Source organism: Micromonospora sp. NPDC006431, assembly GCF_042870725.1.
Lineage (GTDB): Bacteria > Actinomycetota > Actinomycetes > Mycobacteriales > Micromonosporaceae > Micromonospora.
In genome coordinates, this window is record NZ_JBIAHQ010000011.1 from 97,390 (window position 1) to 122,128 (window position 24,739).

The 24,739-nt window shown below is 71.4% G+C and carries 22 protein-coding genes; 16 read left to right on the plus strand and 6 right to left on the minus strand.

Features of this window, described 5'->3' with window-relative positions:
* The first annotated feature begins 59 nt into the window (after positions 1-59).
* Complete coding sequence (gene glgC, locus ACFYM6_RS20140; protein ID WP_387277506.1) at positions 60-1,292, plus strand: glucose-1-phosphate adenylyltransferase; 1,233 nt, start codon at positions 60-62, stop codon at positions 1,290-1,292.
* 29 nt (positions 1,293-1,321) lie between these two features.
* Positions 1,322-2,965, plus strand: coding sequence for a phosphoglucomutase (alpha-D-glucose-1,6-bisphosphate-dependent) (pgm, locus tag ACFYM6_RS20145; RefSeq protein WP_387277508.1), 1,644 nt, complete (start codon positions 1,322-1,324; stop codon positions 2,963-2,965).
* A gap of 135 nt (positions 2,966-3,100) precedes the next feature.
* Here pgm and ACFYM6_RS20150 read toward each other — a convergent pair whose 3' ends face one another.
* Positions 3,101-4,030, minus strand: a complete 930-nt coding sequence (locus tag ACFYM6_RS20150) for an NAD(+)/NADH kinase (protein WP_387277510.1) — start codon at positions 4,028-4,030, stop codon at positions 3,101-3,103.
* Between the two features lie 316 nt (positions 4,031-4,346).
* Between ACFYM6_RS20150 and ACFYM6_RS20155 the strand changes: the two genes are divergently transcribed.
* The 3 genes from ACFYM6_RS20155 (at position 4,347) to ACFYM6_RS20165 (ending at position 7,051) form a co-directional block, all read left to right on the plus strand.
* A complete protein-coding gene (locus ACFYM6_RS20155; RefSeq protein WP_387277512.1) occupies positions 4,347-5,336 on the plus strand; it encodes an NAD-dependent epimerase/dehydratase family protein in 990 nt (329 codons plus the stop codon).
* Positions 5,337-5,520: 184 nt separating this feature from the next.
* Positions 5,521-6,471 carry an NAD-dependent epimerase/dehydratase family protein gene (locus ACFYM6_RS20160; protein ID WP_387277514.1) on the plus strand — a complete coding sequence of 317 codons (951 nt, stop codon included), beginning with the start codon at positions 5,521-5,523 and terminating at the stop codon, positions 6,469-6,471.
* Positions 6,472-6,865: 394 nt separating this feature from the next.
* Entirely contained in the window at positions 6,866-7,051 is a 186-nt protein-coding gene (locus tag ACFYM6_RS20165; RefSeq protein WP_387277516.1) for a hypothetical protein, read from the plus strand.
* Positions 7,052-7,266: 215 nt separating this feature from the next.
* On the opposite strand, the gene ACFYM6_RS20170 is transcribed toward ACFYM6_RS20165, so the two are convergent.
* The gene (locus ACFYM6_RS20170) at positions 7,267-8,571 is read right to left on the minus strand and encodes a glycosyltransferase family 4 protein (protein WP_387277518.1); all 1,305 of its coding nucleotides are present in this window, start codon (positions 8,569-8,571) and stop codon (positions 7,267-7,269) included.
* Between the two features lie 171 nt (positions 8,572-8,742).
* On the opposite strand from ACFYM6_RS20170, the gene ACFYM6_RS20175 reads away from it, so the two are divergent.
* The 5 genes from ACFYM6_RS20175 (at position 8,743) to ACFYM6_RS20195 (ending at position 14,155) form a co-directional block, all read left to right on the plus strand.
* A complete protein-coding gene (locus ACFYM6_RS20175) occupies positions 8,743-9,819 on the plus strand; it encodes a glycosyltransferase (protein WP_387277519.1) in 1,077 nt (358 codons plus the stop codon).
* Positions 9,816-11,093 carry a glycosyltransferase family 4 protein gene (locus ACFYM6_RS20180; protein WP_387277521.1) on the plus strand — a complete coding sequence of 426 codons (1,278 nt, stop codon included), beginning with the start codon at positions 9,816-9,818 and terminating at the stop codon, positions 11,091-11,093. The genes ACFYM6_RS20175 and ACFYM6_RS20180 overlap by 4 nt, the downstream gene beginning before the upstream one ends.
* A 127-nt stretch (positions 11,094-11,220) precedes the next feature.
* Positions 11,221-11,379 (plus strand): hypothetical protein, encoded by a 159-nt coding sequence (locus ACFYM6_RS20185; RefSeq protein WP_387277523.1) that lies wholly within the window; start codon positions 11,221-11,223, stop codon positions 11,377-11,379.
* A 9-nt stretch (positions 11,380-11,388) separates the two neighbouring features.
* Positions 11,389-12,789, plus strand: a complete 1,401-nt coding sequence (locus ACFYM6_RS20190; RefSeq protein ID WP_387277525.1) for a lipopolysaccharide biosynthesis protein — start codon at positions 11,389-11,391, stop codon at positions 12,787-12,789.
* A complete protein-coding gene (locus ACFYM6_RS20195; RefSeq protein WP_387277527.1) occupies positions 12,767-14,155 on the plus strand; it encodes a glycosyltransferase in 1,389 nt (462 codons plus the stop codon). The genes ACFYM6_RS20190 and ACFYM6_RS20195 overlap by 23 nt, the downstream gene beginning before the upstream one ends.
* 158 nt (positions 14,156-14,313) lie before the next feature.
* Here the strand turns inward: ACFYM6_RS20195 and ACFYM6_RS20200 are convergent, their stop codons facing one another.
* Positions 14,314-15,504 (minus strand): O-antigen ligase family protein, encoded by a 1,191-nt coding sequence (locus ACFYM6_RS20200; protein WP_387277529.1) that lies wholly within the window; start codon positions 15,502-15,504, stop codon positions 14,314-14,316.
* A gap of 632 nt (positions 15,505-16,136) precedes the next feature.
* Between ACFYM6_RS20200 and ACFYM6_RS20205 the strand changes: the two genes are divergently transcribed.
* The 3 genes from ACFYM6_RS20205 to wecB are packed head-to-tail and all read left to right on the plus strand — an operon-like array spanning position 16,137 to position 19,426.
* Positions 16,137-17,168, plus strand: a complete 1,032-nt coding sequence (locus ACFYM6_RS20205) for a polysaccharide biosynthesis protein (RefSeq protein ID WP_387277531.1) — start codon at positions 16,137-16,139, stop codon at positions 17,166-17,168.
* Entirely contained in the window at positions 17,162-18,289 is a 1,128-nt protein-coding gene (locus tag ACFYM6_RS20210) for an NAD-dependent epimerase/dehydratase family protein (RefSeq protein ID WP_387277533.1), read from the plus strand. Before ACFYM6_RS20205 ends, ACFYM6_RS20210 begins: the two co-directional genes overlap by 7 nt.
* A gap of 12 nt (positions 18,290-18,301) precedes the next feature.
* Positions 18,302-19,426 (plus strand): non-hydrolyzing UDP-N-acetylglucosamine 2-epimerase, encoded by a 1,125-nt coding sequence (gene wecB, locus ACFYM6_RS20215; RefSeq protein ID WP_387277535.1) that lies wholly within the window; start codon positions 18,302-18,304, stop codon positions 19,424-19,426.
* 63 nt (positions 19,427-19,489) lie between these two features.
* Here wecB and ACFYM6_RS20220 read toward each other — a convergent pair whose 3' ends face one another.
* Positions 19,490-20,077 (minus strand): sugar transferase, encoded by a 588-nt coding sequence (locus ACFYM6_RS20220; RefSeq protein ID WP_387277537.1) that lies wholly within the window; start codon positions 20,075-20,077, stop codon positions 19,490-19,492.
* On the minus strand, positions 20,074-21,228 hold the full coding sequence (locus ACFYM6_RS20225; protein WP_387277539.1) for a DegT/DnrJ/EryC1/StrS family aminotransferase: 1,155 nt from the start codon (positions 21,226-21,228) through the stop codon (positions 20,074-20,076). The genes ACFYM6_RS20220 and ACFYM6_RS20225 overlap by 4 nt, the downstream gene beginning before the upstream one ends.
* 111 nt (positions 21,229-21,339) lie before the next feature.
* On the opposite strand from ACFYM6_RS20225, the gene ACFYM6_RS20230 reads away from it, so the two are divergent.
* Genes ACFYM6_RS20230 through ACFYM6_RS20240 form a run of 3 tightly spaced genes read left to right on the plus strand, consistent with a single transcriptional unit; the run spans position 21,340 to position 24,243 of the window.
* Positions 21,340-22,584 carry a glycosyltransferase family 4 protein gene (locus ACFYM6_RS20230; protein ID WP_387277540.1) on the plus strand — a complete coding sequence of 415 codons (1,245 nt, stop codon included), beginning with the start codon at positions 21,340-21,342 and terminating at the stop codon, positions 22,582-22,584.
* Positions 22,581-23,231: a GNAT family N-acetyltransferase gene (locus tag ACFYM6_RS20235; protein ID WP_387277542.1), complete on the plus strand. Its 651-nt coding sequence runs from the start codon at positions 22,581-22,583 to the stop codon at positions 23,229-23,231. The genes ACFYM6_RS20230 and ACFYM6_RS20235 overlap by 4 nt, the downstream gene beginning before the upstream one ends.
* Positions 23,232-23,289: 58 nt before the next feature.
* A complete protein-coding gene (locus tag ACFYM6_RS20240) occupies positions 23,290-24,243 on the plus strand; it encodes a DUF389 domain-containing protein (protein ID WP_387277544.1) in 954 nt (317 codons plus the stop codon).
* A gap of 6 nt (positions 24,244-24,249) precedes the next feature.
* On the opposite strand, the gene ACFYM6_RS20245 is transcribed toward ACFYM6_RS20240, so the two are convergent.
* The gene (locus ACFYM6_RS20245; RefSeq protein ID WP_387277546.1) at positions 24,250-24,681 is read right to left on the minus strand and encodes a hypothetical protein; all 432 of its coding nucleotides are present in this window, start codon (positions 24,679-24,681) and stop codon (positions 24,250-24,252) included.
* Positions 24,682-24,739 lie beyond the last annotated feature (58 nt).

The following is a 24,739-nucleotide window of genomic DNA, read 5'->3' on the forward strand; positions in this document are numbered from 1 at the left end:
GGCGCGGAACTGTGCCCGTACGAGTGGTGAAGTCGGGGCAGGATCGATAGCGTCTGAGCATGGCTGCCAAGGTGCTCGCGATCGTCCTGGCCGGCGGGGAGGGCAAGCGCCTGATGCCCCTCACCACCGACCGGGCGAAGCCCGCCGTCCCCTTCGGCGGGATGTACCGCATGGTCGACTTCGTCCTCTCCAACCTGGCGAACGCCGGCTACCTCAGGATCGTCGTGCTGACCCAGTACAAGTCCCACTCGCTGGACCGGCACATCACCACGACGTGGCGCATGTCGACCATGCTCGGCAACTACGTCACCCCGGTGCCGGCGCAGCAGCGCCGTGGCCCGTGGTGGTTCGCCGGCTCGGCCGACGCGATCTACCAGAGCTTCAACCTGATCTATGACGAGCAGCCGGACTACGTGATCGTCTTCGGCGCGGACCACATCTACCGGATGGACCCGCGGCAGATGGTGGAGGACCACATCGCCTCTGGCGCCGCGGTCACCGTGGCGGGCATCCGGCAGCCTCTGTCGACGGCGAACCAGTTCGGCGTGATCGAGGTCGGCGAGGACGGCCGGCGGATCCGGGCGTTCCGCGAGAAGCCCACCGACGCGGTGGGGCTGCCCGACGCACCGGACCAGATCTACGCCTCGATGGGCAACTACGTCTTCACCACGAAGGCCCTGATCGACGCCGTCGAGCACGACGCCGAGGACAAGAGCAGCAAGCACGACATGGGCGGCAGCATCATCCCGATGCTGGTCGAGCGGAGCGAGGCCAACGTCTACGACTTCAAGGACAACGAGGTGCCCGGTAGCACGGACCGGGACCGGGGCTACTGGCGGGACGTGGGAACGCTCGACTCGTTCTACGACGCCCACATGGACCTGATCAACGTCCACCCGGTGTTCAACCTCTACAACTTCGACTGGCCGATCTACAGCAACCAGCCGCCCTACCCGCCGGCCAAGTTCGTGCACGCCTGGGGGGAGCGGGTCGGCCGGGCGGTCGGCTCGTTGATCTCGCCCGGGTCGGTGATCTCGGGCTCGCTGGTGGAGAACTCGATCGTCTCGCCGAAGGTGAAGGTCCACTCCTGGGCGCACGTGGACGGCGCGGTGCTCATGGAGGGTGTCGAGATCGGCCGACACGCGGTGGTCCGAAGGGCCATCCTGGACAAGAACGTCTACGTCCCGGAGGGCGCCGAGATCGGCGTCGACCTGGAGAAGGACCGCCAGCGCTACACCGTCTCCGACAACGGCATCGTGGTCATCGGCAAGGGCCAGACCGTCGAGCCCTGACCGCCCGAACTCGCAAGGAGGACCCCGCAGTGGCCCACCCCCGCGCCGGCCAGCCCGCCGAGCCCGCCGACCTGGTCGACGTGCCCCGGCTGGTCACCGCCTACTACGCCGCGCACCCCGATCCGGCGGACCCGGCGCAGCAGGTCTCCTTCGGCACCTCCGGCCATCGCGGGTCCAGCCTGAAGAACGCCTTCAATGAGGACCACATCCTCGCCGTCACCCAGGCGCTCTGCGACTACCGCCGGGAGCGGGGCCTGGACGGCCCGCTGTTCCTCGCCCGGGACACCCACGCGCTCTCCGCCCCGGCGGCGGTCAACGCGCTGGAGGTGCTCGCCGCCAACGAGGTCACCGTGCTGCTGGACAGCCGCGACGGCTACACGCCCACCCCGGCGCTGTCGCACGCCATCCTCACCCACAACCGTGGGCGCAGCGCCGGCCTGGCCGACGGCATCGTGATCACCCCGTCGCACAACCCACCTGATGACGGCGGCTTCAAGTACAACCCCACCCACGGCGGGCCCGCCGACACCGACGTCACCAAGTGGATCCAGGACCGCGCGAACGCCATCCTCGCCGCCGGGCTCAAGGAGGTGAAGCGCCTCCCGTACGCGCGGGCCCGGGCCGTCGACACCACCGGGGAGTACGACTTCCTGGCCCGGTACGTCGACGACCTGCCGGCCGTGCTGGACATCGCCGCAATCCGCGACGCCGGGGTCCGCATCGGCGCCGACCCGATGGGCGGGGCGAGCGTGGCGTACTGGGGCGAGATCGCCGAGCGGCACCGGCTCGACCTGACGGTCATCAACCCGACCGTCGACCCGACCTGGCGGTTCATGACCCTCGACGGCGACGGCAAGATCCGGATGGACTGCTCCTCGCCGAACGCCATGGCCTCGCTGATCGCCGCCCGCGACCGGTTCCAGGTCTCCACCGGCAACGACGCCGACGCCGACCGGCACGGCATCGTCACCCCGGACGGTGGCCTGATGAACCCCAACCACTACCTGGCGGTGGCGATCGGCCACCTGTTCCGGACCAGGGACCAGTGGGGGCCCGCGGCGGCGGTCGGCAAGACCCTGGTCTCCTCCTCCATGATCGACCGGGTCGCCGCCGACCTGGGTCGCCCGCTGCTGGAGGTGCCGGTCGGCTTCAAGTGGTTCGTGCCCGGCCTGCTCGACGGGGCGGTCGGGTTCGGCGGCGAGGAGAGCGCCGGCGCGTCCTTCCTGCGCCGGGACGGCAGCACCTGGACCACCGACAAGGACGGCATTCTGCTCTGCCTGCTCGCCGCGGAGATCATCGCCACCACCGGGCGCAGCCCCAGCCAGCACTGGGCCGAGCTGGCCGAGCGCTTCGGTGCGCCCGCGTACGCCCGCATCGACGCCCCGGCCAGCCGGGAGGAGAAGGCCGTCCTCGGCAAGCTCTCCCCGGAGCAGGTGACCGCGACCGAGCTGGCCGGCGAGCCAATCACGGCCATCCTCACCACCGCGCCCGGCAACGGCGCACCGATCGGCGGGCTGAAGGTGACCACCGAGTCGGGCTGGTTCGCCGCCCGGCCGTCCGGCACCGAGGACGTCTACAAGATCTACGCCGAGTCGTTCCAGGGCCCGGAGCACCTGGCCCGGATCCAGGAGGAGGCCAAGGCCCTGGTCGACGCGGTGCTGTCGAAGGGCTGACGCTGGTCCCGGCGCTCGTCGGGGCTGCCCGGGCGGGCTGCTCCCGCCCGGCAGGTGCTCCCGCCCGGCGACCCCCTCCCGTCCGGCGGCCCCGCCCGGTCAGCGGCGGGTTCCCGTCCGGCGGCCCGTTCCTGGTCAGCGGGGTGGGGGCAGCTCGCGTCGGTTAAGCTGCTCGCGAAGCTCCTCGGGCAGCAGTTCCCGGAGCTGGTCGGGCAGCAGCGGCAGGTCGAGCAGGCTGAGCTTGAGCTGGCTGCGTTCCTGGAAGCGGCGGGGATCGAGCCGGACGACCAGGCCGGCGTCGCGGACGTACCGGGCCTCCACCGCGCCCTCCGTGGCGGCGTCGCGGATCACGAGGCCGTCGACCTCGACAGCCACCGGCGCCGAACTGGGCCGAAGGTCGAGCCGGATCCTCTCCTCGGGGGAAAACACCACCGATCGGGAGATGCCCGACATGGGCGCGGAGGGCGTCACCACCACCGCCTGGGTGGCGGGCGACACCAGCGGTCCGCCGGCGGCGTAGCTGTACGCGGTCGAGCCGGTCGGCGTACTCACCACCAGGGCGTCGCAGCGGTAGTAGCCGTACTCCTGGCCGTCGACGGCCAGGCTGGCGGTGACGAAGCCCAGACCCGGCTGGCGGACCAGGGCGACGTCGTTGAACGCCACCACGTCGTCCCCGCAGACGTCGCAGGCCAGGCAGGCGTGCGACTCGATGGTGAAGTCGTGCGCCACCAGGCGGTCCAGCGCCCGCGGCAGGTCCGGCGGCTCCACCTCGACCAGGAAGCCGACCCGGCCCAGGTGCACCCCGAGCACCGGCTTCGGGTCGTGCACCGCCGCGCGCAGCGCACCCAGCATGGTGCCGTCCCCGCCGATGCTGATCAAGGCATCCGAGCGGGCGGCCAGCTCCGGCCCCGGGACCGGCTGCACCGACGACGGAACCCGGTGCCGGTCCTCGGCGCGGACGGCCAGCGTCTTGCCGTGCCGGACCGCCCACCGGTCGATGATCCCGACCACCTCGGAGACGTCCCGGGTGGGATGCAGCACCAGCCCGAACACATACCCCGCCACCGGTACAGCTCACCACAGGACGGGGGACAAGGCGTGTAAACCGGGCACGACGACGCGGGCGGGGGCGCCGAGTGGCGGGCGATCATGTGGCCGCCCGGGGTCGCACCGACGCGGCCGGGAAGAATCGGATAAAACCGAAGATTCCCCTCTAAGCTGACATCAGGGTTCGTCGGCAGGAGGGCGGTACACCGATGGCATGCTGCGGCATCCACGCCGACCTCCAGGTGGCTGGTGCACCGTACGGTCCGCTGTCCTCACGGGCGCCCGCCCCGCTGCCGCGGACGACAGGGGGATGCGCGGAAGGGGAAGGTTCGGGATGCGACTGCTGATCACCGGGGGCGCCGGATTCATTGGCGCGAACCTGGTCCGGATCGCCTCGGCGGACCCGGCCGTCACCGACATCCGGGTGCTCGACGACCTCTCCACGGGCAGCAGGTCGAACCTGGCCGGGCTCGACGTGGAGCTGCGCGAAGGCTCCATCCTGGACGAGGCCCGGCTGTCCCGTGCCATGGCAGGCCGCGACGTGGTCGTTCACCTGGCCGCGATGTCCAGCGTGCCCGGTTCGATCCGGGAGCCGATCGCCGCGCACGGCATCAACGCCACCGGCACGCTCTCCGTCCTGGAGGCCGCCCGCCGGGAGGGGGTCCGGCACGTCGTGCTGGCCTCGTCGTCATCGGTCTACGGCGCCAATCCCGAGCTGCCGAAGAGCGAGTTGACCTGGACCAGCCCGCTCAGCCCGTACGCCGCGGGCAAACTCGCCACCGAGGCGTACGCGTCCGCGTACCAGGCCTGCTACGGCCTGCCCACCCTCGCCTTCCGCCTCTTCAACGTCTACGGCCCGGGCCAGCGCCACGACCACGCGTACGCGGCGGTCATCCCCCAGTTCGTGCACGCCGCCCTGCATGACGAGCCGGTGGTCATCCACGGTGACGGCCACCAGAGCCGGGATTTCACCTACGTGGACACGGTCTGCGAGGTCATCCTCGACGCCGTCCGGCGGCACGTGCACCAGCCCCAACCCGTGAACCTGGCCTTCGGCGCCCGGACCGACCTGCACTCGGTGCTGGCCGAGCTCGAACTGATCCTCGGCCGACCGGTGGCCCGGCGGTACGCGCCGGCCCGGACGGGAGACATCCTGCACTCCGAGGCGGACAACCATCTCATGCGCCAGTTGTTTCCGCAGGCGGCAGCCGTACCGCTCGCCGAGGGGCTCACTGCCACGGTCGCGTGGCACCAGACGCACGTTCCGCTGCGGGCCCAGGTGGCCGCACGACCCCAGCGCCGGGCCGAGCCGATCGTCGGCTGAGGCGGAGGAGGCGCCCAGCTCATCACACCGGCGGGAGATCCCCGGTCTGCCGGGCGAACTCGGGACGAATAGGGAGCAGTGGGCGTTTTTGCATAACCTGTAACGGAACTTCTCGTTGAACGACCGGGGCGGAGACCGGTGCCCTGCACGAACCGCCGCCGCGTGGCCGCAACGAGGAGGTCCTTTGAAGATCGTCGTTACCGGGGCCGCCGGTTTCATCGGCTCGAACCTCGTGCGTGCCCTCGCCGACGCCCAACAGGTGACCGAGATCGTGGCGGTGGATGATCTGTCCACCGGCTCGCTGGACAATCTCGCCGACGTCCCCGTCCGCCTGATCATCGGGACCATCCTCGACCCCGACGTGCTTGACGAGGCGATCGCCGACGCCGACAGCGTCGTCCACCTCGGCGCCCTCGGCTCGGTACCCCGCTCGATCGACAACCCGATCGGCAGTCACCACGCCAACGCCACCGGCACGCTGAGCGTGCTGGAGGCGGCACGCCGCCACGACGTGCCCCAGGTGATCGTCGCTTCCTCGTCCTCCGTCTACGGCGCTAACCCGGTCCTGCCCCGTGTGGAGACCCTCCGGCCGGTGCCGGTGAGCCCGTACGCGGTCTCCAAGCTCGCCACCGAGACGTACGCCCTCGCCTTCGCCGCCTGCTACGGCATGGCGGTGCTGCCCTTCCGCTTCTTCAACGTCTTCGGCCCCCGCCAGGCTGCCAACCACGCGTACGCCGCGGTCGTGCCGCGGTTCGTCTCCGCCGCGCTGGCCGGGGAGCCGCTGCGCGTACACGGGGACGGCAGACAGACCCGCGACTTCACCTACGTGGGAAGCGTCACCTCCGTCATCGTCGACGCGGTGCTGCGTCAGGTCTCCAGCCCCGACGTCGTCAATCTCGCCTTCGGAGCGCGAATCTCGCTGCTGGAATTTATCGCCGAGCTGGAACGGATCCTCGGCCGGCGGCTCGACACCGTGCACGAGGCGCCCCGGCCCGGCGACGTCCGGGACTCGCAGGCCGACAGCTCCGCGCTGCGCGCGCTCTTCCCCGACGTGGCGCCCGTGACGTGGACCGAGGGCGTGCGCGCGACGGTGGAGTGGTACGCGACACAGGTGTCGAAGCAGCCGGTGGGATGACCGACCAGCCGGTATGGCGGCGCGGAACGCCGATTGCAGGGCCTGCGCCCGCGACCACGAGGACTTCGCCAGCTCCATCGGGGTCGACCTGAGGGGCCGGATCCGCAGTACCGACGGGTACCTGACCACGACGCGCGCGAGGTCGCTGGGCTGCGGACACCTGCCGGTCCGGGAGAACGTCGCCGTGATCCAGGAGCACGACGGTGTTCCCGCCCGCTGAGGCCGTCGGTCCGGCTAGGCCGGCCGGACCCGGTGATGCGGCGGCTGGCGTCGGCGGCCGACCTCGTGTGGACGACCGGTCGGCGGAATCGGCGGCTGTCCGGGCTTGGGCCCTCGCCGAGCGCTTCGCGGCCTGGGGGACAACGGGGTCTTCGATGCGGACTGGGTGTTCTCCTTGAAGACGATCGAGTTGGGCAGCAACGGCGACCTCGGCTGCCGGCCGAGGCTGATCGCCGCCCCGGGGCGGATCCGGATCGGTGACTACGTCATGTTCGGCCCAGAGGTCACCATCAGGGGCGGGAACCACCGCACCGACATCGTCGGCCGGCCCATGATCTCCGTAGGCAATCAGCCCGAGTAGCAGCGGTACGACCGAGGTGGCCATTGAGGAGACATGTGGATAGGCGTCCGCGCGATCGTGCTGCACGCTGGACGATCGAACGGGGGTGCCGTCGTCGGGGCGGGAGTTGTGGCGACCCGGTCGGTGCCGCCCTATGCGATCGTGGCCGGGAATCCGGCGTGGGTCATCCGGTTGCGGTGGCCGGTGGCGACCATCCGCGAGCATGAGCGCACGCCCTACCCGGCGGACCGGCGGTTGGGCGACGAGGAACCGGACGCGAAGGCGGACCTTCCGGGGGCGTTCGAGGCGTCGACCACGCCGGAGATGAAGGTGCGGACAATCGGGGTCCAGGCGCGGTAGTCGAAGTCGCGGGCGCGGGCCAGGGCCGCCTGGCTCATCCGTCGCCACTGCGAGTCGTCGAGTTGCAGCGCCCGGTGGAGCCCTCGGCGGACATCCTCCGCGGTGGGCCCGTCCAGCACGATGCCCTCCCGACCGTCGCTCACGTACCCGGCGAGGTCGCTGGTGTGGTTGAGCAGCACGGGGCAGCCGGCGGCGAGGCTTTCGGGCACCTTCGACGGGAAGCCGGCATGGGCGTACCCGGCGTCCGGCCGGACCAGGACCGAGAAGTGCGAGCGGCGCAGCTCGGCGAGCACCCGTTCCCGGGGGACCCGACCGAGAAACGCGACGGAGTCGGTGTCGAGCAGGCCGGCATCCAAATCGGAGGACCGGGGAGCGTCCACACGCGACACGCCGGCGACCACCAGTTGGACCCGCTGCCGTTCCGGTGCGGGCAACCTGGCCAGGCCCTGCAGCACGACGGCGAGGAGGTCCTTCAGGCCGGGTGAGCCGGCGTACAGGATCCGTAGACCGCTGGCCAGGGGCGGCGGCGCGGGCGAGGTGAACTGCGCACAGTCGACCTGCGGCGGAACCACCAGGACCGGGCGACCGCGCCGCGCGTAGTGGGCGCCGAGCGTCTCCGAGACGGCGACCACCCGGCTGGCGAGGCGGCCGGCGAGCAGCGATGACCACCGGTGGCGGAGGAAGTAGGGCGTGAGCCGCCCTCGGGGAAACTGCCCGGGATCGTGCCGTTCGAGCACGTCGACCAGCACCGGGACGCGCAGGACGGCACGCAGGGTCGCCCAGGTTGCGAGGTTGAACAGGTTCAACGGAATGTAGACGCAGCTCACTTCGCCTCGCCGCACGCCTGCTCGGCGCAGCGCCCGCAGCACCCGGACCGGCCGCGTCTGCCGCCGCAGCCACCGGAGCAGCCGACCGTGGGCGCGGCTGGTAAGCGTGAGCAGCTGCACCTCCGGTGGCAGAACGGGCGCGGGATCGGGCCGACTCCCGTCGTCCGGCCAGTCGTTGACCACCAGGGCAGTGCCTCCCGCCGGTGCCGCGGAGCGGGCGAGCTGGAGAAGTCGGTTCGACATGGCGTCGCCGTGCGGGAACCGGAACGCGCTCAGGACGAGCAGTCGTGGCGACGCCGGCGTGGCGACGGCGCGCGGGGACGGGGCAGTGGAGGTCGCTGCTGTCTGGTCCATGCCACCTCGGCATTTCGGTCGTTCATATAGGTAGGAGGCTTTTGCCGGAGTAATCCTACGCTGTCCTGCTTATGGCGGTCGCAGCGCCGGAACGTGTCTGCAAGGGGGAGACGTGGAGCCGAGGGGGAGAGCCGACCGTTCCGGGCGGCGGCCGGTGCCGGGAGGCGGCCGGTGAGCCGGCCCGTCGTCGTCCAGCACTTCGCTGGCTCGCCCGGGGCGAACGGTCCGTTGACCGCGGTCGAGCGGGTGCTCGCCTCGCCGCTCGCCGAGCGTTACGAGTTCCTCCGCATGCACCAGCCGCACGGCAATGGTGCGCTGAACATGCCCCTCCTGTGGCGGTGGGTGAGCATGCTGCGTCGGGTGCGGCCGGACCTGGTGCACGTACGTGGCCTGCAGAACGAGGGTTTCCACGGGGTCCTCGCCGCGCGGCTTGCCGGTTGCCGGCGGATCCTGGTCACGGTGCACGGGACCGTACGGGACCTGCGGCACGCGGGCCAGTCCTGGCGGCGCCGGCTGCTCGTCCACGGCGCGGAGCCGTTCACCCTGCGAGCCGCCACGCACGTCGCCACCGTCTGTGAGTACGCCGCCGGGCGTGACTTCCTGGCCGCCGCGGGCGCCCGGTTCATCGGTGTCATCCCGAACGGTGTCCCCCTGCCGCCGGAACCCGCGGCCGGTCGGGACCGGGTCCGCGCCGCGCTGAACTTGCGGCCCGATGACGTCGTGATGATCGCGGTAGCGCGGTTGACCTGGGACAAGGGGTACGGCGTGCTGGCTGACGCCCTGCGCCGGCTGCCTCCGACGACCGGTCGACGCGTGCTGCTCGTGGCCGGTGCCGGGCCCGACCGGTCCGGCATCGCGGCGGCCTTGGCCAGAGTGGATGCGACCGAGTGCCGGCCGCTGGGAAACCGGCTGGATGTACCGGACCTGCTCTCGGCCGCCGATATCTTCGTCTTCCCGAGCCTGCACGAGAACCTGTCGAACGCACTGCTGGAGGCGATGGGGCACGGGCTGCCGGTAGTCGCCTCGGCGGTGGGCGGCAACGTGGAGGTGCTGCGTTCCGGGGGCGGCCGGCTGGTGCCGGCAGGTGATCCGGAAGCCCTGGCGGCGGCGTTGGTGCCCCTGCTCGACGAGCCGGCTGAGCGGCGCCACCTGGGAGAAATCGCGCGAAAAGTCGTTGCCGAGCGCTACAGCCTTGATGTCATGCTCGCGGCCCTCGATGGCGCCTACCAGCGGGTGTTGCAGCGGTGAGCACAGCGGGCAACCCGTCGGTCGTGCTGCTCGGCTTCACCGTGCCGGACGACCTCCTCGTGGAGATCATGAAACGCGACTCGGTCATGCCGGTCCAGACCCATACGTTCGCCTGGGGTCTCGTCCGTAGCCTGCGCGCCGCAGATTGCCCGGTCCACCTCCTCTCCGCCGCGCCCGTCTCCAACTGGCCCGGCAACCGGCAACTCCGCTTCCGGTCCGGCTCCTTTCGGCAGGACGGCGTGGCGGGGCAGTTGCTCGGCTTCGTCAATGTGCTCGGGCTGAAGCACCTCACCCGGTTCGCCACGGTGTGGCGGATGGGCGCGCGGACGCTGCGGGAATCGAGGGCGGACGTGTTGCTGGTGCACGGCGTGCATTCGCCGTTCTTGTGGTTCGGCGCGCTGCGCGCGCGTCGAGTGGGCGTACTGGTGGTCCCCGTGTTGACCGATCCGCCCAGCGTCGTCCTGCCCACCGACGGACGGCTGGTCCGGCTGCTGCGCCGGCTTGATCGGGCGTTGGTCCAGATGGCACTGTCGCGCTGCTCCGGGGTAATCGCGTTGACGCCTGCCCTCGCCGACGATTTCGCTCCGGGCCTGCCTCGGCTGGTCATGGAAGGCATCTTCCATGCGGTGCCCAACCCCTCGACCACGGTCGAAGAGCCGACGACAGCGGCGCGGGGTGCTCGGGAGATCGTCTATGCCGGGGGTCTCAGCCGTTCGTACGGGGTGGACAGGCTGGTTGCGGCGTTCCGGGGGTTGCCGGACTGCGACCTGCGGCTGCGGGTGTACGGACGGGGTGAACTGGAGCAGTGGATTGCCAGCCAGGCTGCCGAAGACCCGCGCATCGCGCTGCCCGAACTGCTGCCTCGAGCGGCCCTGCTGCCCCGGCTGGCCAGCGCTTCCGTACTGGTGAACCCCCGTCCAGTCGGGCAGGACTTCGTCCGGTGGTCCTTTCCGTCGAAGCTCATCGAGTACCTCGCCGCCGGCGTCCCGGTGGTGACCACTCGGCTTACCGGCATTCCCGCCGACTACGAGCCGTGGCTGCAGTTCGCCGATTCGGACAGCGCGGCGGGCCTGCGGGAGGCCATTGATCGGGTCCTTCGGCTGCCCCCCGAGGAGGGTGCCCGGATCGGACGTGGCGGGGCGGCCTTCGTTCGTGGCACCCGTGGGCCGTCCGCGCAGGGCAGGCGGATGCGCAACTTCCTTGCCGCGCTTGCTGGGTCCAGCCACTCCGAACGCTCGCCCGAAGTGGTGGCTGCCGCCGCTCGTACCCCTTGATGCCACGACCTCGGTTGCGCTGCCCGATTTGCGTGACTCATCGGGGGCTCTGCTCGTTGTCCCGTGGTAAGCCGCGCCGATCGCCGGGCTGGCGTACGACCGGACGGGGGACGACGTGGAGGTAGCGGTGACGGGTGGCCCCACCTTCATCGGCGTCGGTCCGGTGCGGGTGCGGGTCGACATCACCTCGGCAGTCACTCGGGTCATGGCGGTCGCGGATCCCTCCACCCGGCTGTCGCAGAACCTGAACGGCTCGCAGGCGCCGCTGCGGCTCGGCGGCCAGTAGGAGCAGGCCGTGTCCACGACGCTCGCCGACCGGGACGGGCCCCCAGCCAGCGCCGGCCGCGCACCCGACCGCACCCGGCGACTGCTCTCGGGCGTGGCCACCGCGCTGGTCAGCCGGGCCGCCGGTTTCCTCACGCCGATCCTGACGGTCCCGGTGACTCTGCCGTTCCTCGGCAAGGACCTGTACGGCCTCTGGATGGCCGTCGCCTCGCTGTCCGCCATGGCGGCCTTCGCGGACCTCGGGCTGGGCAGCGGTCTGATGACCAAGTTGGCCCCCTGCTACGCGCATGGCGACACCGTCCGGGCGCGGCGCTACATATCCAGCGCCTACCTGACCCTCTCCCTGCTCGCGGTCTTCCTGACCGGGCTGCTCTGGCTGCTCGCCGACGCCATCCCGTGGGTCGCGGTCTTCAACGTGACCGGTCAGATCACCCCCGAGCGGACCCGCCTCATTGCGTTGATCAGCCTCACCGCATTCGTGCTCAACGTCCCGCTCTCGCTGATCGTGCGGGTGCAGTACGCCTACCAGCAGGTCAGCTGGAGCAACGTCTGGCAGACCGGGGGCAACCTGGTCGGGCTGGTGACGGTGCTCGGGCTGGTCTGGGCCGACCAGTCGCCGATCCTGGTCATCGCCGCGTCGGCCGCCGCCCCGTTGCTGGTCAACCTGGTGAACACGGTCTGGTTCTTCGGCCGGCAGCGCCCGCAGCTGCGGCCGCGGCTGGGGGCGGTGGAGGCGGCGACCGCCCGGGAGTTGATCCGGCTCAGTGGCCTGTTCTTCCTGGTGACCGTGGTCATGTCGGTCGCCACCAACGCCGACACGCTCATCATCGCGCACACGCTCGGCCTGTCCAGCGTGGCCGCCTTCGCCGTGCCGGCGAAGCTGCTGGCCCAGGTCGGGCTCGTCGCCGCGCTGGTGAACGTGCCGCTCTGGCCCGCCAATGGGGATGCCCTGGCGCAGCGGCAGCTCGACTGGGTGCAGCGGATCACCCGCCGGATGACGATCGTCTCGTTGCTCGTCGCGGGACTGCCGGCCGCCGCCTTCGTGTTGCTCGGCGATCGGCTCTTCGCCGTGTGGCTTCCGATGCCGATGGATGGTGATCCGTGGCTGCTGGCTGGTCTCGGCGCGTGGTGGGTGCTCCAGGCCGGGCTCTCGCCGCGGTTCATGGTGCAGAACGCCGCCGGGGTCATCGGGCCGCAACTGATCGGTTGGGCCGTCTTTCTGGCGCTGTCGACTATCGGGAAGTGGTATGGCGCCGAATGGCTCGGGGTCAACGCCGTGCCCTGGGTCGGTGCCGCCTGCTACGCGCTGACCGTCGCTCCGGCCGCGCTCTGCGGCTACTACCGGACGCTGCGGCGGCACCGCCGCATCGTCACCGAGGAAGGATCGGGTGAGCAACTTGTTGTCCCGTGAGGAGTTCCCTCGGGTGCTGATCGTGAGCGGGCCGGTCCTGGACCGCTCCACCGGCACCGGGATCACGTTGTCGAACCTCTTCGCCGGCTGGCCGCCGGACCGGCTGTCCCAACTCTATCTAGAAGACCGGGAGCCGGGGCCGGGGATCGGTGGCACGTTCAGGCGGTTCGTGCTTGAAAACGCACCGGTGGAGCACCACGTCCTCCGGCTGTGGCACCGGATCCGCCGGCACCCTACCAGCGGCACAGTGGGGCCAGAGGTCGAGCAGCCGGCCGTCGCGCCGCTCCCCGGTCCGCTGCGTGCCCGGCTCCGCATCCAGTTGCGGGCGTTCTTCGACCTCAGCCCGATCCGGGTACCTCACGACGTGCGTGCGTGGCTGCGCGCACAACGCCCGGAAGTGATCTACACGACCATCGGCAGCATCCGGGTAATGCGTCTCGCCGTGGTCGCCGCCGAGGAGTGCCGGGTGCCCTTGGTGCCGCACTTCATGGACGACTGGCCGAGCACCCTTTACGCGCAGGGACAGGTGCTCGGCCTGCCCCGCCTCGCCGTGCGCGCCGGCGTCGGGGAGACGCTGCGGCACAGCTCGTACGGGATGGGGATCAGCGGGCCGATGGCCCGCGAGTACGAGCGCCGGTACCGGCTGCCGTTTGCCGCCTTCGGCAACTGCGTGAACGCGGCGGAGTTCGCCGCCCCGGACGCTTCGCCGGACCTTGAGCAGGACCGGCCGGTGGTTGAGCTCGTCTACGTGGGCGGCCTGCATCTGGACCGCTGGCGGTCGCTGCGTCGGGTATGCGATGCGGTGGGACTCCTCGCGGCGCGGGACGTGCCGGTCCGGCTCACGGTGCACGCGCCGACGGCGGACCTGGTCCACTACGGTGACGCGTTCGCTGGGCTGTCGGCGGTCCGGCTGGGCCGATCGTTGGACAGCGCCGAGGTGGGTGCGGTGTTGCGCCGGTCAGACGTGCTGGTACACGTCGAGTCCTTCGCGGCCGAGCACCGCCGCTACACCCGCTACTCACTGTCCACCAAGATCCCGCAGTACCTGGCGGCCGGCCGGCCGGTGCTCGGCTTCGGTCCGGCCGAGCTGGCCTCCATGGCCCACATCGGCGCGGCGCGGGCCGGCGTGGTGGTCGGCGTGGACGATCCCACTGCGCTCGCGACCGAGCTGTCCCGGCTCTGCACCGACCGCGCCCTGCGCGACCGCCTCGGTGGGCAGGGCCTGGCGTACGCGGTGCGTCACCACCGCGCGGACCAGGTGGCGGCCCGCTTCGCCGAGGTGCTCCGGGAGGCGGCTGGCCGCCCGACCGGCCTCCCGCCGGCGCACCGCCGGCGGTTGCAGGCGGCAGAGGTGTCCAGAGGCTGAGCCGGCACCGGGGCCGCCAGCTGGGATGCGTTCATCGGCTTATCAGGTTCCGCGCTCCCCGGCCGACGGCGGCCAACCGGGGGACTGGCTGGTGGAATCGACCGGGGCCCGGCCTGCGAACCTGGCCGGGCAAGGGAGGTGCTGCCGAGCCCGCCGACTCAACCCGTAGTGGGCCTGGAGATCTTCGCCGGTGTGCTGCGGGGTGGCGACTGGGGAATCACGCGAGTGGACTGGTGATGCCGGCCGTTCGACGCCCAGCCGCCGGTCGGGACGCCCGCCTGCGGCAGCACGCTGATCAGCGCGAGGACGAGCCAGAACGCCAGCGATGTCTCCCACTGCCCACTGAGCCAGATCGGGACCATGGCGGCGGCGAAGGTACCGCTCAACAGCAAACTGACCCGACCGGTGCGGGCGGTGGCGAGCAGCGCCGCGGCGATCGCGCCGAAGTAGAGCAGCACACCTACCAGGCCGAGATCGTTGCCGACGGTCAGCAGCAGGTTGTGCGGTCCGATCTCGAACGGGTTGGTGCCGATGAAAACTCCGGCGCCAGAACCGGTCAGCAAATCCTCCGACCACGTCTTCAGGGCGTACGGCCAGATGGCGAGGCGGCCGGAGAGGTCGCCGGTGGGTCGGTCGTACAGGTTGTCGAGCCACAGGACCTGGCGTTCCGGGAGGAGTTCGAGCGGCACCAGCACAACGAGCGCGATGATGACCACGACCAGGGTGCCCACGGTCAGCCGAGGCACGAGCCGGGCCATGAGAAGCACCGCCGCCCCGAGCACCATGCCGACGGCTGCCCCTCGGCACCCGGTGAGCAGGACGGCGTACCCGAGGAGCATGGCGATCGCCAGCGGGCTGAGCCGCAGCAGCCGCCGGCCGGTGGTGACCGCGGCGACAACCAGGGCCAGCACCATACCCGCCGTCAGGGTGTACGCGGTGAAGTTCAGGTTGATGCCGTCGATTCCGTATCGCTGGCCGAACAAGTCCACCGGGCCCTGCGACCGCGCCCCGGTGATGACCTCGATCGCGACGACGGCGCAGCCGGCCAGGAACGTCCAGCCGACCAGCAACAGGTCGCGCCGGGTGCGCAGCACATGCCGAGCGGCCACGAAGAGCAGGCACACCGAGGCGTAACGGTAGGCCGAGGGCGCCGTGAGGTCGGCCCAGGCCGTCCAGATCAGACTCGCGTATGCCCATCCGCCGGTGAGCAGCGCGAGGACGTCCGCCGTGCGCAGGCGCGGCAGCCGGACGGTGAGCGCGACGGCGACGACCGCGAGGATCGCCGCGTAGTTGAACGACCACGAGGGTGGCCTGGCCGTCATGAAGGCCACCACGCAGAGCACGAGCACGCTGGCCAGGCCTCCGCCTGGTGCTCCGGTTCCTGATGTCGCTGATGGGCGCCGGGGAGACGGTAGACCGGCCGCGGCGGCCGGCAGGGCCGGGTAGTCGGTCGGTGCGGCGTGCGGGATCGCGGCCATGACACGGCCGACCCGCGGCGGCGCCGCGGTCATGGGCGTGCCCTCCCAGGTCGGACGGTTGGGATGCACAGCCGGCGAGCCAGTCGTGTCCCCAGTCGGCGTCGATTCGAGCCTGACGAGTTACCGCGCGGCATGAAACTCCTTCGGTGACGGGTCAGGAGGCCCGCGCAGGGGTGGGCTCTCGGCGGACGTCTGAGCCGACGGAGTCCGCCAGCGGGCAGCACGAAACCGTTCTACCAGTCAAACGGTGTTGAAGAGTGTGATTCCGCAAGTGTCCGCTATGAAAACGGCCGAGACGTTTAGATGATTACGGCCTTTTGTGGCATTTGCGGGAAACACGTATCCGCTGCTGGGGCCCGTCGTTGACCCGGGTGGCCGTATCGGCCGAGGCCGTCCTCGTGCCCATCGGGCGCGAGCGTCCGGCTCGAAACAGCGCGTGGTGATCCGCCGTACTGGCGGGTGCGACCGCCCGTCGGGGACGAACGGGAGAAACAATGAGCTTGATGACTGCGGGTAGCCGAGTGCTGATCACCGGCGGGACCGGTTCCTTCGGACAGACCATGGCGCGTCGGCTGCTGGACCGGGATGTGGCCGAGGTGCGCATCCTCAGCCGCGACGAGGCGAAGCAGGACGCCATGCGGCGCGTGTTCGGCGACGAGCGGCTGCGCTACTACGTCGGCGACGTGCGGGACCGGGACAGCGTGCTGCGAGCGACCCGCGGCGTCGACTTCGTCTTCCATGCCGCCGCCCTGAAGCAGGTGCCGTCCTGCGAGTTCTTTCCGCTGGAAGCCGTCCGTACGAACATCCTGGGCAGTGCCAACGTGATCGAGGGCGCCGCGGAGAGCGGGGTCAGCTCGGTGGTCGTGCTCAGCACCGACAAGGCCGTCTACCCGGTGAACGCAATGGGCATGAGCAAGGCCCTGATGGAGAAGGTGGCCCAGGCGTACGCCCGGAACAACCCGGACAGCGGGACCGTCGTGTCGTGCGTGCGGTACGGCAACGTCATGTACTCGCGTGGCTCGGTCATCCCGCTCTTCGTCGAGCAGATCAAGGCCGGTCGTTCGCTCACCGTGACGGATCCGACCATGACCCGCTTCCTCATGTCGTTGACCGACTCGGTCGAGCTGGTCGAGCACGCATTCCACAACGGCCGCCCTGGTGACGTCTTCATCCGAAAGGCCGCGGCGTGCACCATCGGGGACCTCGCCGAGGCGGTCTGCCAGCTCTTCGACGTGCCGTTCAAGCTCGAGGTGATCGGGGTCCGGCACAGCGAGAAGTGGGACGAGACGCTGGCCAGCCGCGAGGAACTGTCCCAGGCGCACGACTTCGGCGACTTCTTCCGAGTGCCGCTGGACGCGCGGGACCTCAACTACGCCCTGTACGTCTCAGAGGGCGCCCTCGGCGAGAAGGCGACCGAGGACTTCAACTCGGCCAACGCGCCGCGCCTGGACGTACCCCAGATCATGGACCTGCTGCGTACCCTGCCGGAGATCCGCGCGGAGCTGGCCCTGCGGGATCCGGTGCTGGCGTGCTGAGGCTCGCGCTCACCGGCGGGCAGGGCTTCCTCGGCTGGCACGTCCGGGTGCTCGCCCGCGCCCTGGGCTGGCCGGACCCGGTCCTGATCGATCGCGCCGAGCTGCTCGACGAGGCGACGCTGGCGGCGAAGTTGAACGGCGTCGACCGGGTGCTGCACCTGGCCGGGGTGAACCGGGGCGACCCGCGGGAGGTGGCCGCCGGGAACGTCGAGCTGGCTGCCGCCCTCGTCCGCGGCCTGCGCCGCTGCGCCACCCCGCCCGGGACGGTGGTCTTCGCCAACTCGGTGCAGGCGGGTAACGGCACCCCGTACGGCGACTCCAAGGCGGTCGCCGCCGTCACCCTGGCGGCCGCCCGTCCCGACCTGATGGATGTGCAGCTGCCCAACCTGTACGGCGAGCACGGCCTGCCCTACTACAACTCCGTGGTGGCCACCTTCTGCCGGATGCTGGCCGAGCAGCGGTCGCCGGAGGTGCACGAGGACCGGGAGCTGACCCTGGTGCACGTTACCGACGCGGCGGCCCGGCTGATGGGCGCTCCGGCGGGCGACTCGTGGGACGCCGGCATGCCGGGCCTGCGTACCGGGGTGCGGGAACTGGCCGACCGGCTCGCCGGATTCGCGGCGCTGTACCGGGGCGGCGAGATCCCGCCGCTGACCGATCGGCACGCCGTCCGCTTGTTCAACACCTACCGGTCGCACTGCTTTCCGGCGCATTACCCGCTGCCGCTCACCCGCCGCGCCGACGCGCGCGGCGAACTGGTCGAGACGGTCAAGGTGCACGGTGGCGGCGGCCAGACGTTCTGCTCCACCAGTCGTCCCGGAGTGGTCCGGGGTGAGCACTTCCACCTCGCCAAGGTGGAGCGGTTCTGCGTGCTGCGGGGCAGCGCCGAGATCCGGTTGCGCCGCGTCGGCGACGACGCCGTCGTCCGGTTCCCGGTCGACGGTGCTGAGCCGGTGGTGGTGGACATGCCGACGATGTGGGTCCACAACATCGTGAACACCGGCTCGGCGGAACTGCTCACCGTCTTCTGGACCAACGAGGTCTTCGACCCCGCCCGACCCGACACCTGGCCCGAGCCGGTGGAGTTGACCATCGCGGAGCCGGCCGTGGCGGCGGCGTAGGGAGGAGCAGGCATGACCCGAGTGATGACGGTGGTCGGTACACGTCCGGAGATCATCCGGTTGTCCCGGGTGTTGGACCGGTTGGACCGTACGGTGGACCACGTCCTCGTGCACACCGGACAGAACTGGGACCGCTCGCTGTCCGACGTGTTCTTCACCGAGCTGCGGCTGCGTGAGCCGGACCGGTTCCTGCGGGTGGACACCTCGTCGCTGGGGCGGGTGCTCGGCGGGGTGCTGATCGGCATGGAGGACGCCATCGCCGAGGTCCGGCCCGACGCCCTGCTGGTGCTGGGCGACACCAACAGCTGCATCGCCGCCCTGATGGCCCGTCGGATGCGGGTGCCGGTCTACCACATGGAGGCGGGCAACCGCTGCTTCGACCTCAACGTGCCGGAGGAGACCAACCGCCGGCTGGTCGACCACGTCGCCGACTTCAACCTGGTCTACACCGAGCACGCCCGGCGCAACCTGCTCGCCGAGGGGTTGCACCCGCGGCGCATCCTGCACACCGGGTCGCCAATGCGGGAGGTGCTGACGCACTACCTGCCGGACATCGAGCGCTCGACGGTGCTCGACCAGCTCGGGCTGGACGAGGGCGGGTACTTCCTGGTCAGTGCGCACCGGGAGGAGAACGTGGACCGGCCGGACCGGCTGGGCCGGCTGCTCGACTGCCTGCGGGCCGTCCGGGACGCCTGGGGCCTGCCGGTGCTGGTGTCCACCCATCCGCGTACCCGCAAGCGGCTGGAGGTGCTGGCGGCCGATGCGCTGACCCTCGACGGGATCACGTTCCACGAGCCGTTCGGGCTCATCGACTACGTCCAGTTGCAGCGCCGGGCCCGATGCACGCTCTCCGACAGCGGCACGATCAGCGAGGAGTCCGCGGTCCTCGGGTTCCCCGCGGTGACGTTGCGCGAGTCAATCGAGCGGCCGGAGGCGCTGGACGCGGGCGGCATCGTGATGACCGGGCTGGACCCGGCCGGGGTCGTGGAGGCGGTCCGCGTGGTGGTCGAGCAGGTCGCCGCCGACGGCGTGCCCTGCCCGGCCGACTATCAGGTGACCGACACCTCCCGCCGGGTGGTCGACTTCATCCTCTCCACCGTCCGCCGGCACCACGAGTGGGCCGGCATCCGTCGCTGACCCGTCCGAGCCACGAGGAAAAGGGCCGGGGACCACGAGGTCCCCGGCCCTCTTCAGGTGAGGTCAGCGGCCGATGACCGCCTGCACGGTTCGGGCGAGGATCAGCAGGTCGCCGAGGAAGCTGCGGGTCTCGACGTAGCGCACGTACATCTCCACCTTGCGAGGCAGCACCACCGACACGTAGTACTCCTCCGGCTGCGGCGCCCGGGCCAGCTCCGCCGACTCGTTGCGGTACGTGATCGACGCCGGGTCGGTGATGCCCGGACGCACCGAGAGGATGCGCCAGCGGGCCAGCGGCGGCCAGCAGTCGACGTACCTGCGGACCTCTGGGCGCGGACCGACCAGGCTCATGTGGCCGATCAGCACGTCGAAGAGCTGGGGGAGCTCGTCGAGCTTGCTCGCCCGCAGCAGCCGGCCGACCCGGGTGATCCGGGCGTCGGTGTCCGCGGTGACGGCGGCGCCGGGTCCGGCCCGCATGGTCCGGAACTTGCGGATGTGGAAGCTGCGCCCGGCCCGGCCGGCGCGTTCCTGGCGGAAGAGCACCGGCCCGCCGTCGTCCAGCCGGATCGCCAGGGCGATCACGGCCAGGACGGGGGCGCAGAGGATCAGGGCCGCCGCCGCGATGACGACGTCGAAGAGTCTTTTGATCACTGAAGCACCTTGTGGACGGTCGTGATGACGCGGTCGACCTGCTCGTCGGTCATGGCCGAGAAGATGGGCAGGCTGACCACGCGCGCGAACTCCGCGCTGGCGACGGGAAACGTGGCATCGGTGAGGTGGTACCGGTGCCGCCAGTAGCTGTGCTGGTGCAGCGGGATGAAGTGCACGCTGCAGCCCACGCCGAGGCGGGACATCTCCTGGATGAACCCATCCCGGCCGGGTGTCGCCTCCGGGCGTAGCCGGACCACGAAGAGATGCCAGGCGTGCACGTCGCCGGCGGGAGCCGGCGTGGGCAGGTCGAGGGGGAGTCCGGCGAAGGCCCCGCGGTACCAGCCGGCGATCTCCTCGCGGCGCGCTCGCATGGCCTCCGCGCGGTCGAGCTGGACCAGGCCGAGCGCGGCCGCCGGATCGGTGAGGTTGCATTTCCAGCCGGCCTCGACCACGTCGTACCGCCACGCCGGCCGGTCGCTGCGGTAGCGGTCGAAGCCGTCCCGGTCGAACCCGTGCAGCCGGGTGGTGCGGATCCGCCGGGCCAGGTCGGGGTCGCGGGTGACCACGATCCCGCCCTCGCCCGTGGTGATCGTCTTCGTCGCGTAGAAGCTGAACACCGTCGCCGCGCTCGGTCCGGCTCCGACGGCGACTCCCTGGCTGCTCGCCGGGAACGAGTGGGCGGCGTCCTCGACCACGGCCAGTTGGTGGCGCTCGGCGAACGCCCGCAGCTGCGCCGGGGCGACGAGCTGGCCGGCGAAGTGCACGGGCAGCACCGCGACGGTCCTCGGCGTGACCTTCTGGGCCGCGTCGGCGAAGTCGATGTGCAGGGTCACCGGGTCGACGTCGACCAGCACGGGTTCGGCGCCCAGGTGCACGACGACCTCGGCGGTGGCGGTGAAGGTCCAGGTCGGCACCAGCACCTCCATGCCCGGCCCGACGCCGAGCGCCTCGAGGGCCAGGTGCAGGCCGGCGGTCGCCGAGTTCACCGCGATGGCGCTGATGCCCGGTCCGCACGCCTCGGCGAACCGCTGCTCGAAGCGCGGCACCAACGGCCCGCTGGAGAGCCACCCGGAGCGGAGGGCGGCCGTGACGGCAGCGATCTCCTCCTCGCCGATGTCAGGCAACGCGAAGGGAAGGCTGCTGTCTCCCACCAAAACTCCTCTTTGCTGCCTTGGTCCGTTTTGCCTTGTCGGAGGTTAAACTCCCTTCGCCCCTTCTGGTGACTATTCGCCTATTTGCGAATATGGTTCGTGAGGTGACGAATGCGGGTCGGTCTGCTGACCCAGTGGTACGACCCCGAGCCGGGGCCGGCGGCGCTGCCCGGAACGCTCGCGCGCGGCCTCGCCCGACGCGGCCACACGGTCCAGGTGCTCACCGGCTTCCCGAACTACCCGACCGGCCGGCTGGCCCCGGGCTACCGGATGAGCCGACGGCAGGACGAGGTGGACGCCGAGGGGGTGCGGATCCGCCGCGTCGCTCTCTACCCGAGCCACGACGACTCCCCGCTGCGCCGGCTGGCCACCTACGGCACCTTCGCCGCCTCGGCCCTCGCCTCCGGCACCGACGCCCTGCGGGGCCTGGACGCGCTCTGGGTGAGCAACTCCCCGATCACCGTCTCGCTGCCGATGTGGTTCGCCCGCTACGCCCACCGGATCCCGGTGGTGCTGCACGTGCTCGACCTGTGGCCCGACAGCGCGCAGGCCAGCGGCTTCCTCGGCGCGGGACGGCGGGGCGCGCTGCTGGCCCGGGGCATGGCCGGCTGGTGCGCGGCGATGTACCGGTCCGCCGCCCAGGTGGCGTACATCTCGCCCAGTGTCGGTGAGCTGCTGGTCCGCCGGGGGGTGCCCGAGCACAAGCTGGTGCACATTCCGATGTGGGCCGACGAGAACCTCGCGGCCGTTCCGGGTGACCTCCGTGCGGAGCTGGGCCTGCGCGACGACCAGATCGTCCTGGTGTACGCCGGGACGATGGGGGAGGCGCAGGGGCTCGACGCCCTCGTCGACGCCGTGGCGATGGTCGACGACCCACGGCTGGTCTGCCTCTTCGCCGGCTCAGGGGGGTGCGAGGAACGCCTGCGCCGGCAGGTCGCGCAGCACGGGCTGTCGAACGTGCGGTTCCTCGGCCGGCTACCGGCCGAGCGGATGCCGGCGCTGCTGCGCACCGGCGATGCGCACGTGGTCAGCCTTCGGCCCACCGGCATGTCGGCGTACACGATGCCGAGCAAGGTCCAGGCGATCCTCGCCGCCGGCCGCGCGCTGCTCGTCGCGGCGGATGGTGACGCCGCAGCGGTGGCGTCGGCGAGCGGTGCGGGGATCACCGCCCGGCCCGGAGACCCCCACTCGATCGCCGACGCCGTCCGTGCGGTGTGCGCGCTCGGACGCGAGAAGCTGGACCTGCTCGGCCGGGACGGCCGGGAGTTCTACGACCGGGAGTACTCCCTGGCCTCCGGGGTACGACGGGTGGAGGAGGCGCTGCGCGCCGCCGCCCGGTCGGGCGGGCGCCGATGAGCCCGGCAAGCCTCGGCGACCTCGACGTCCTACGCCCCGGTGACGTCCGCCGGGCCGCGGCGCTGCACGTCCGCGCGTTCGACCGGTTCTTCCTGTCCACTCTCGGCGAGCCCTTCCTGCGCGAGTTCTACGCCGGCTTCGTCCGAGACCCCGACGCGGTCACCGCGGTCGCCCGGGACCCCGACGGCCAGCTGGTCGGCATGGTCGTCGGCACCGTCGCCCCGGAACTGTTCTTCCGCCGGCTGCTGCGGCAGCGCGGCCCGCGGCTCGCGCTGGCGAGCATGCCGGCGGTGCTCCGTCGCCCGGCGGTGGCACTGCGGGTGCTGCGTGGGGTCGCCTACCGCGGCGATGCGCCGGTCGAGACCCGGGGGGCGTTGCTCAGCTCGATCTGCGTCGACCCCGCCGCCGAGCACGGCGGGCACGGGCGACAGCTCATCGACACCTGGTGGCAGGGAGTCCGTCGGCGGGGGGTGACCTCGGCGTACCTGACCACCGACGCGGACGGCAACGACCGGGTGAACGCCTTCTACGAGCGGGCGGGCTGGACGCTGCGGGGCAGCTGGACCACCCGCGAAGGGCGGCGGATGAACTGCTACGGCATCTCGGCCACGCCGTCCGTGCCGCGCGTGGGCGAGCCGGCCGGCTGATCGGTACAGTGCGGCGACCGGCGGCGTGTGAGCCGCCCGACCGCAGGGAGTACCCGCCGTGTTGCACCTCCGGGTGATCGCACCGTCCGACCGGTCGTCCGCAGTGGTCGACATGTTGGCCGCGGAACCCGGCGTCACCCACCTCGCAGTGCTGTCCGGTGCCGCACGGCAACCGCAGGGCGACCTGGTGCTGTGCGACGTGGTCCGGGAGAGCGCCGACGACGTCCTGCGGCGGCTCCAGGAACTCGGCGTCGAGGCGCGCGGCGGCATCTCCGCCGACGACGTCGAGGTGACGCTCTCGGCGGCGGCGGAACGGGCCGCCCGGGAGGCGCCGGGGCACGGGGAGGATGCACTGGTCTGGGACGAGATCGCCGCGAAGACCGGCGAGCAGACGGTGCTTAGCGGGACGTTCCTGGCTCTCATCATGGTGGCCACGATGATCGCCGGTATCGGCGTGCTGCTCGACCAGCCGATCCTGATCGTCGGGGCGATGGTGGTCGGCCCCGAATTCGGCCCGCTCGCCGCACTCAGCGTCGCACTGCTGCGGCGCAACTGGCGGGTGGTCGGCCGATCGGTGCAGGCCCTGGTCGTCGGGTTCCTGGCCGCAATGCTGGTGACTGTGCTGAGCACCTGGGCGTTGACCGCGGCAGGTCTGGTCAGCCGGGCCACGCTGCTGGCGCCCCGGCCGCTGACCGACTTCATCTGGCGGCCGGACGCACTCTCCTGGGTGGTCGGTCTGCTCGCCGGTGTCGCCGGCATGCTCTCCCTGACCTCGAAGAAGTCCGGCGCGCTGGTCGGGGTGCTGATCTCGGTGACCACCGTGCCGGCCGCCGCGAACGTGGCCGTGGCGGCGGCGTACGGCGTATGGCAGGAGGCGGCAGGTTCGTCGCTCCAGCTGATGATCAACCTGCTCGCGATCGTGCTGGCCGGCCTTGCCACCCTGGTCGTACAGCAGCTGTGGTGGTGGCGAATCCGCCACCGGGCGGCCGGATACCGGGCCGCCGGGGGCTGAGCCGGCTCAGCCCCAGTCGTCGCCAGCTGCCAGCCGCCGGGTGAGCAGGTCCCGCAGCGGCATCGACTCCCCGTCCCGGCCACCGCGCCCGACGACCAGTGGCGGCGGGGTCGGCTCGGGGTCGGCCCCGAACAGCCGCGACCGGAGGCTGGGCGGCACGGTCAGCAGGTAGAACCGTCCCTCGGCGTCGACCGCACGGCTGCGCGCCCGATCCACGTACCACCCCGTGAGGCGGGTGCGGTAGCGGGCGCGGCCGTCGTAGGACGTCACGGTCAGCCGGTCCGGGCGCAGGCCGCGTCGGGTCGCCTCGGCCGCGAACCGGGCCACCAGCTCCGCCGCCTCGGCCTGCTCGGCGGCGCGCTGCCGGGCGTCGGCCTCGGCGTGCGCCCGCACCGCGCGGCGCTGCCGCTCCCGCCACTCCAGGCCGTCGTCCGCCACGTGTGCCACGGTACGCGGACCTCGCCGGCCCGCCGCCGGGACGCCCTCGCATCACGGC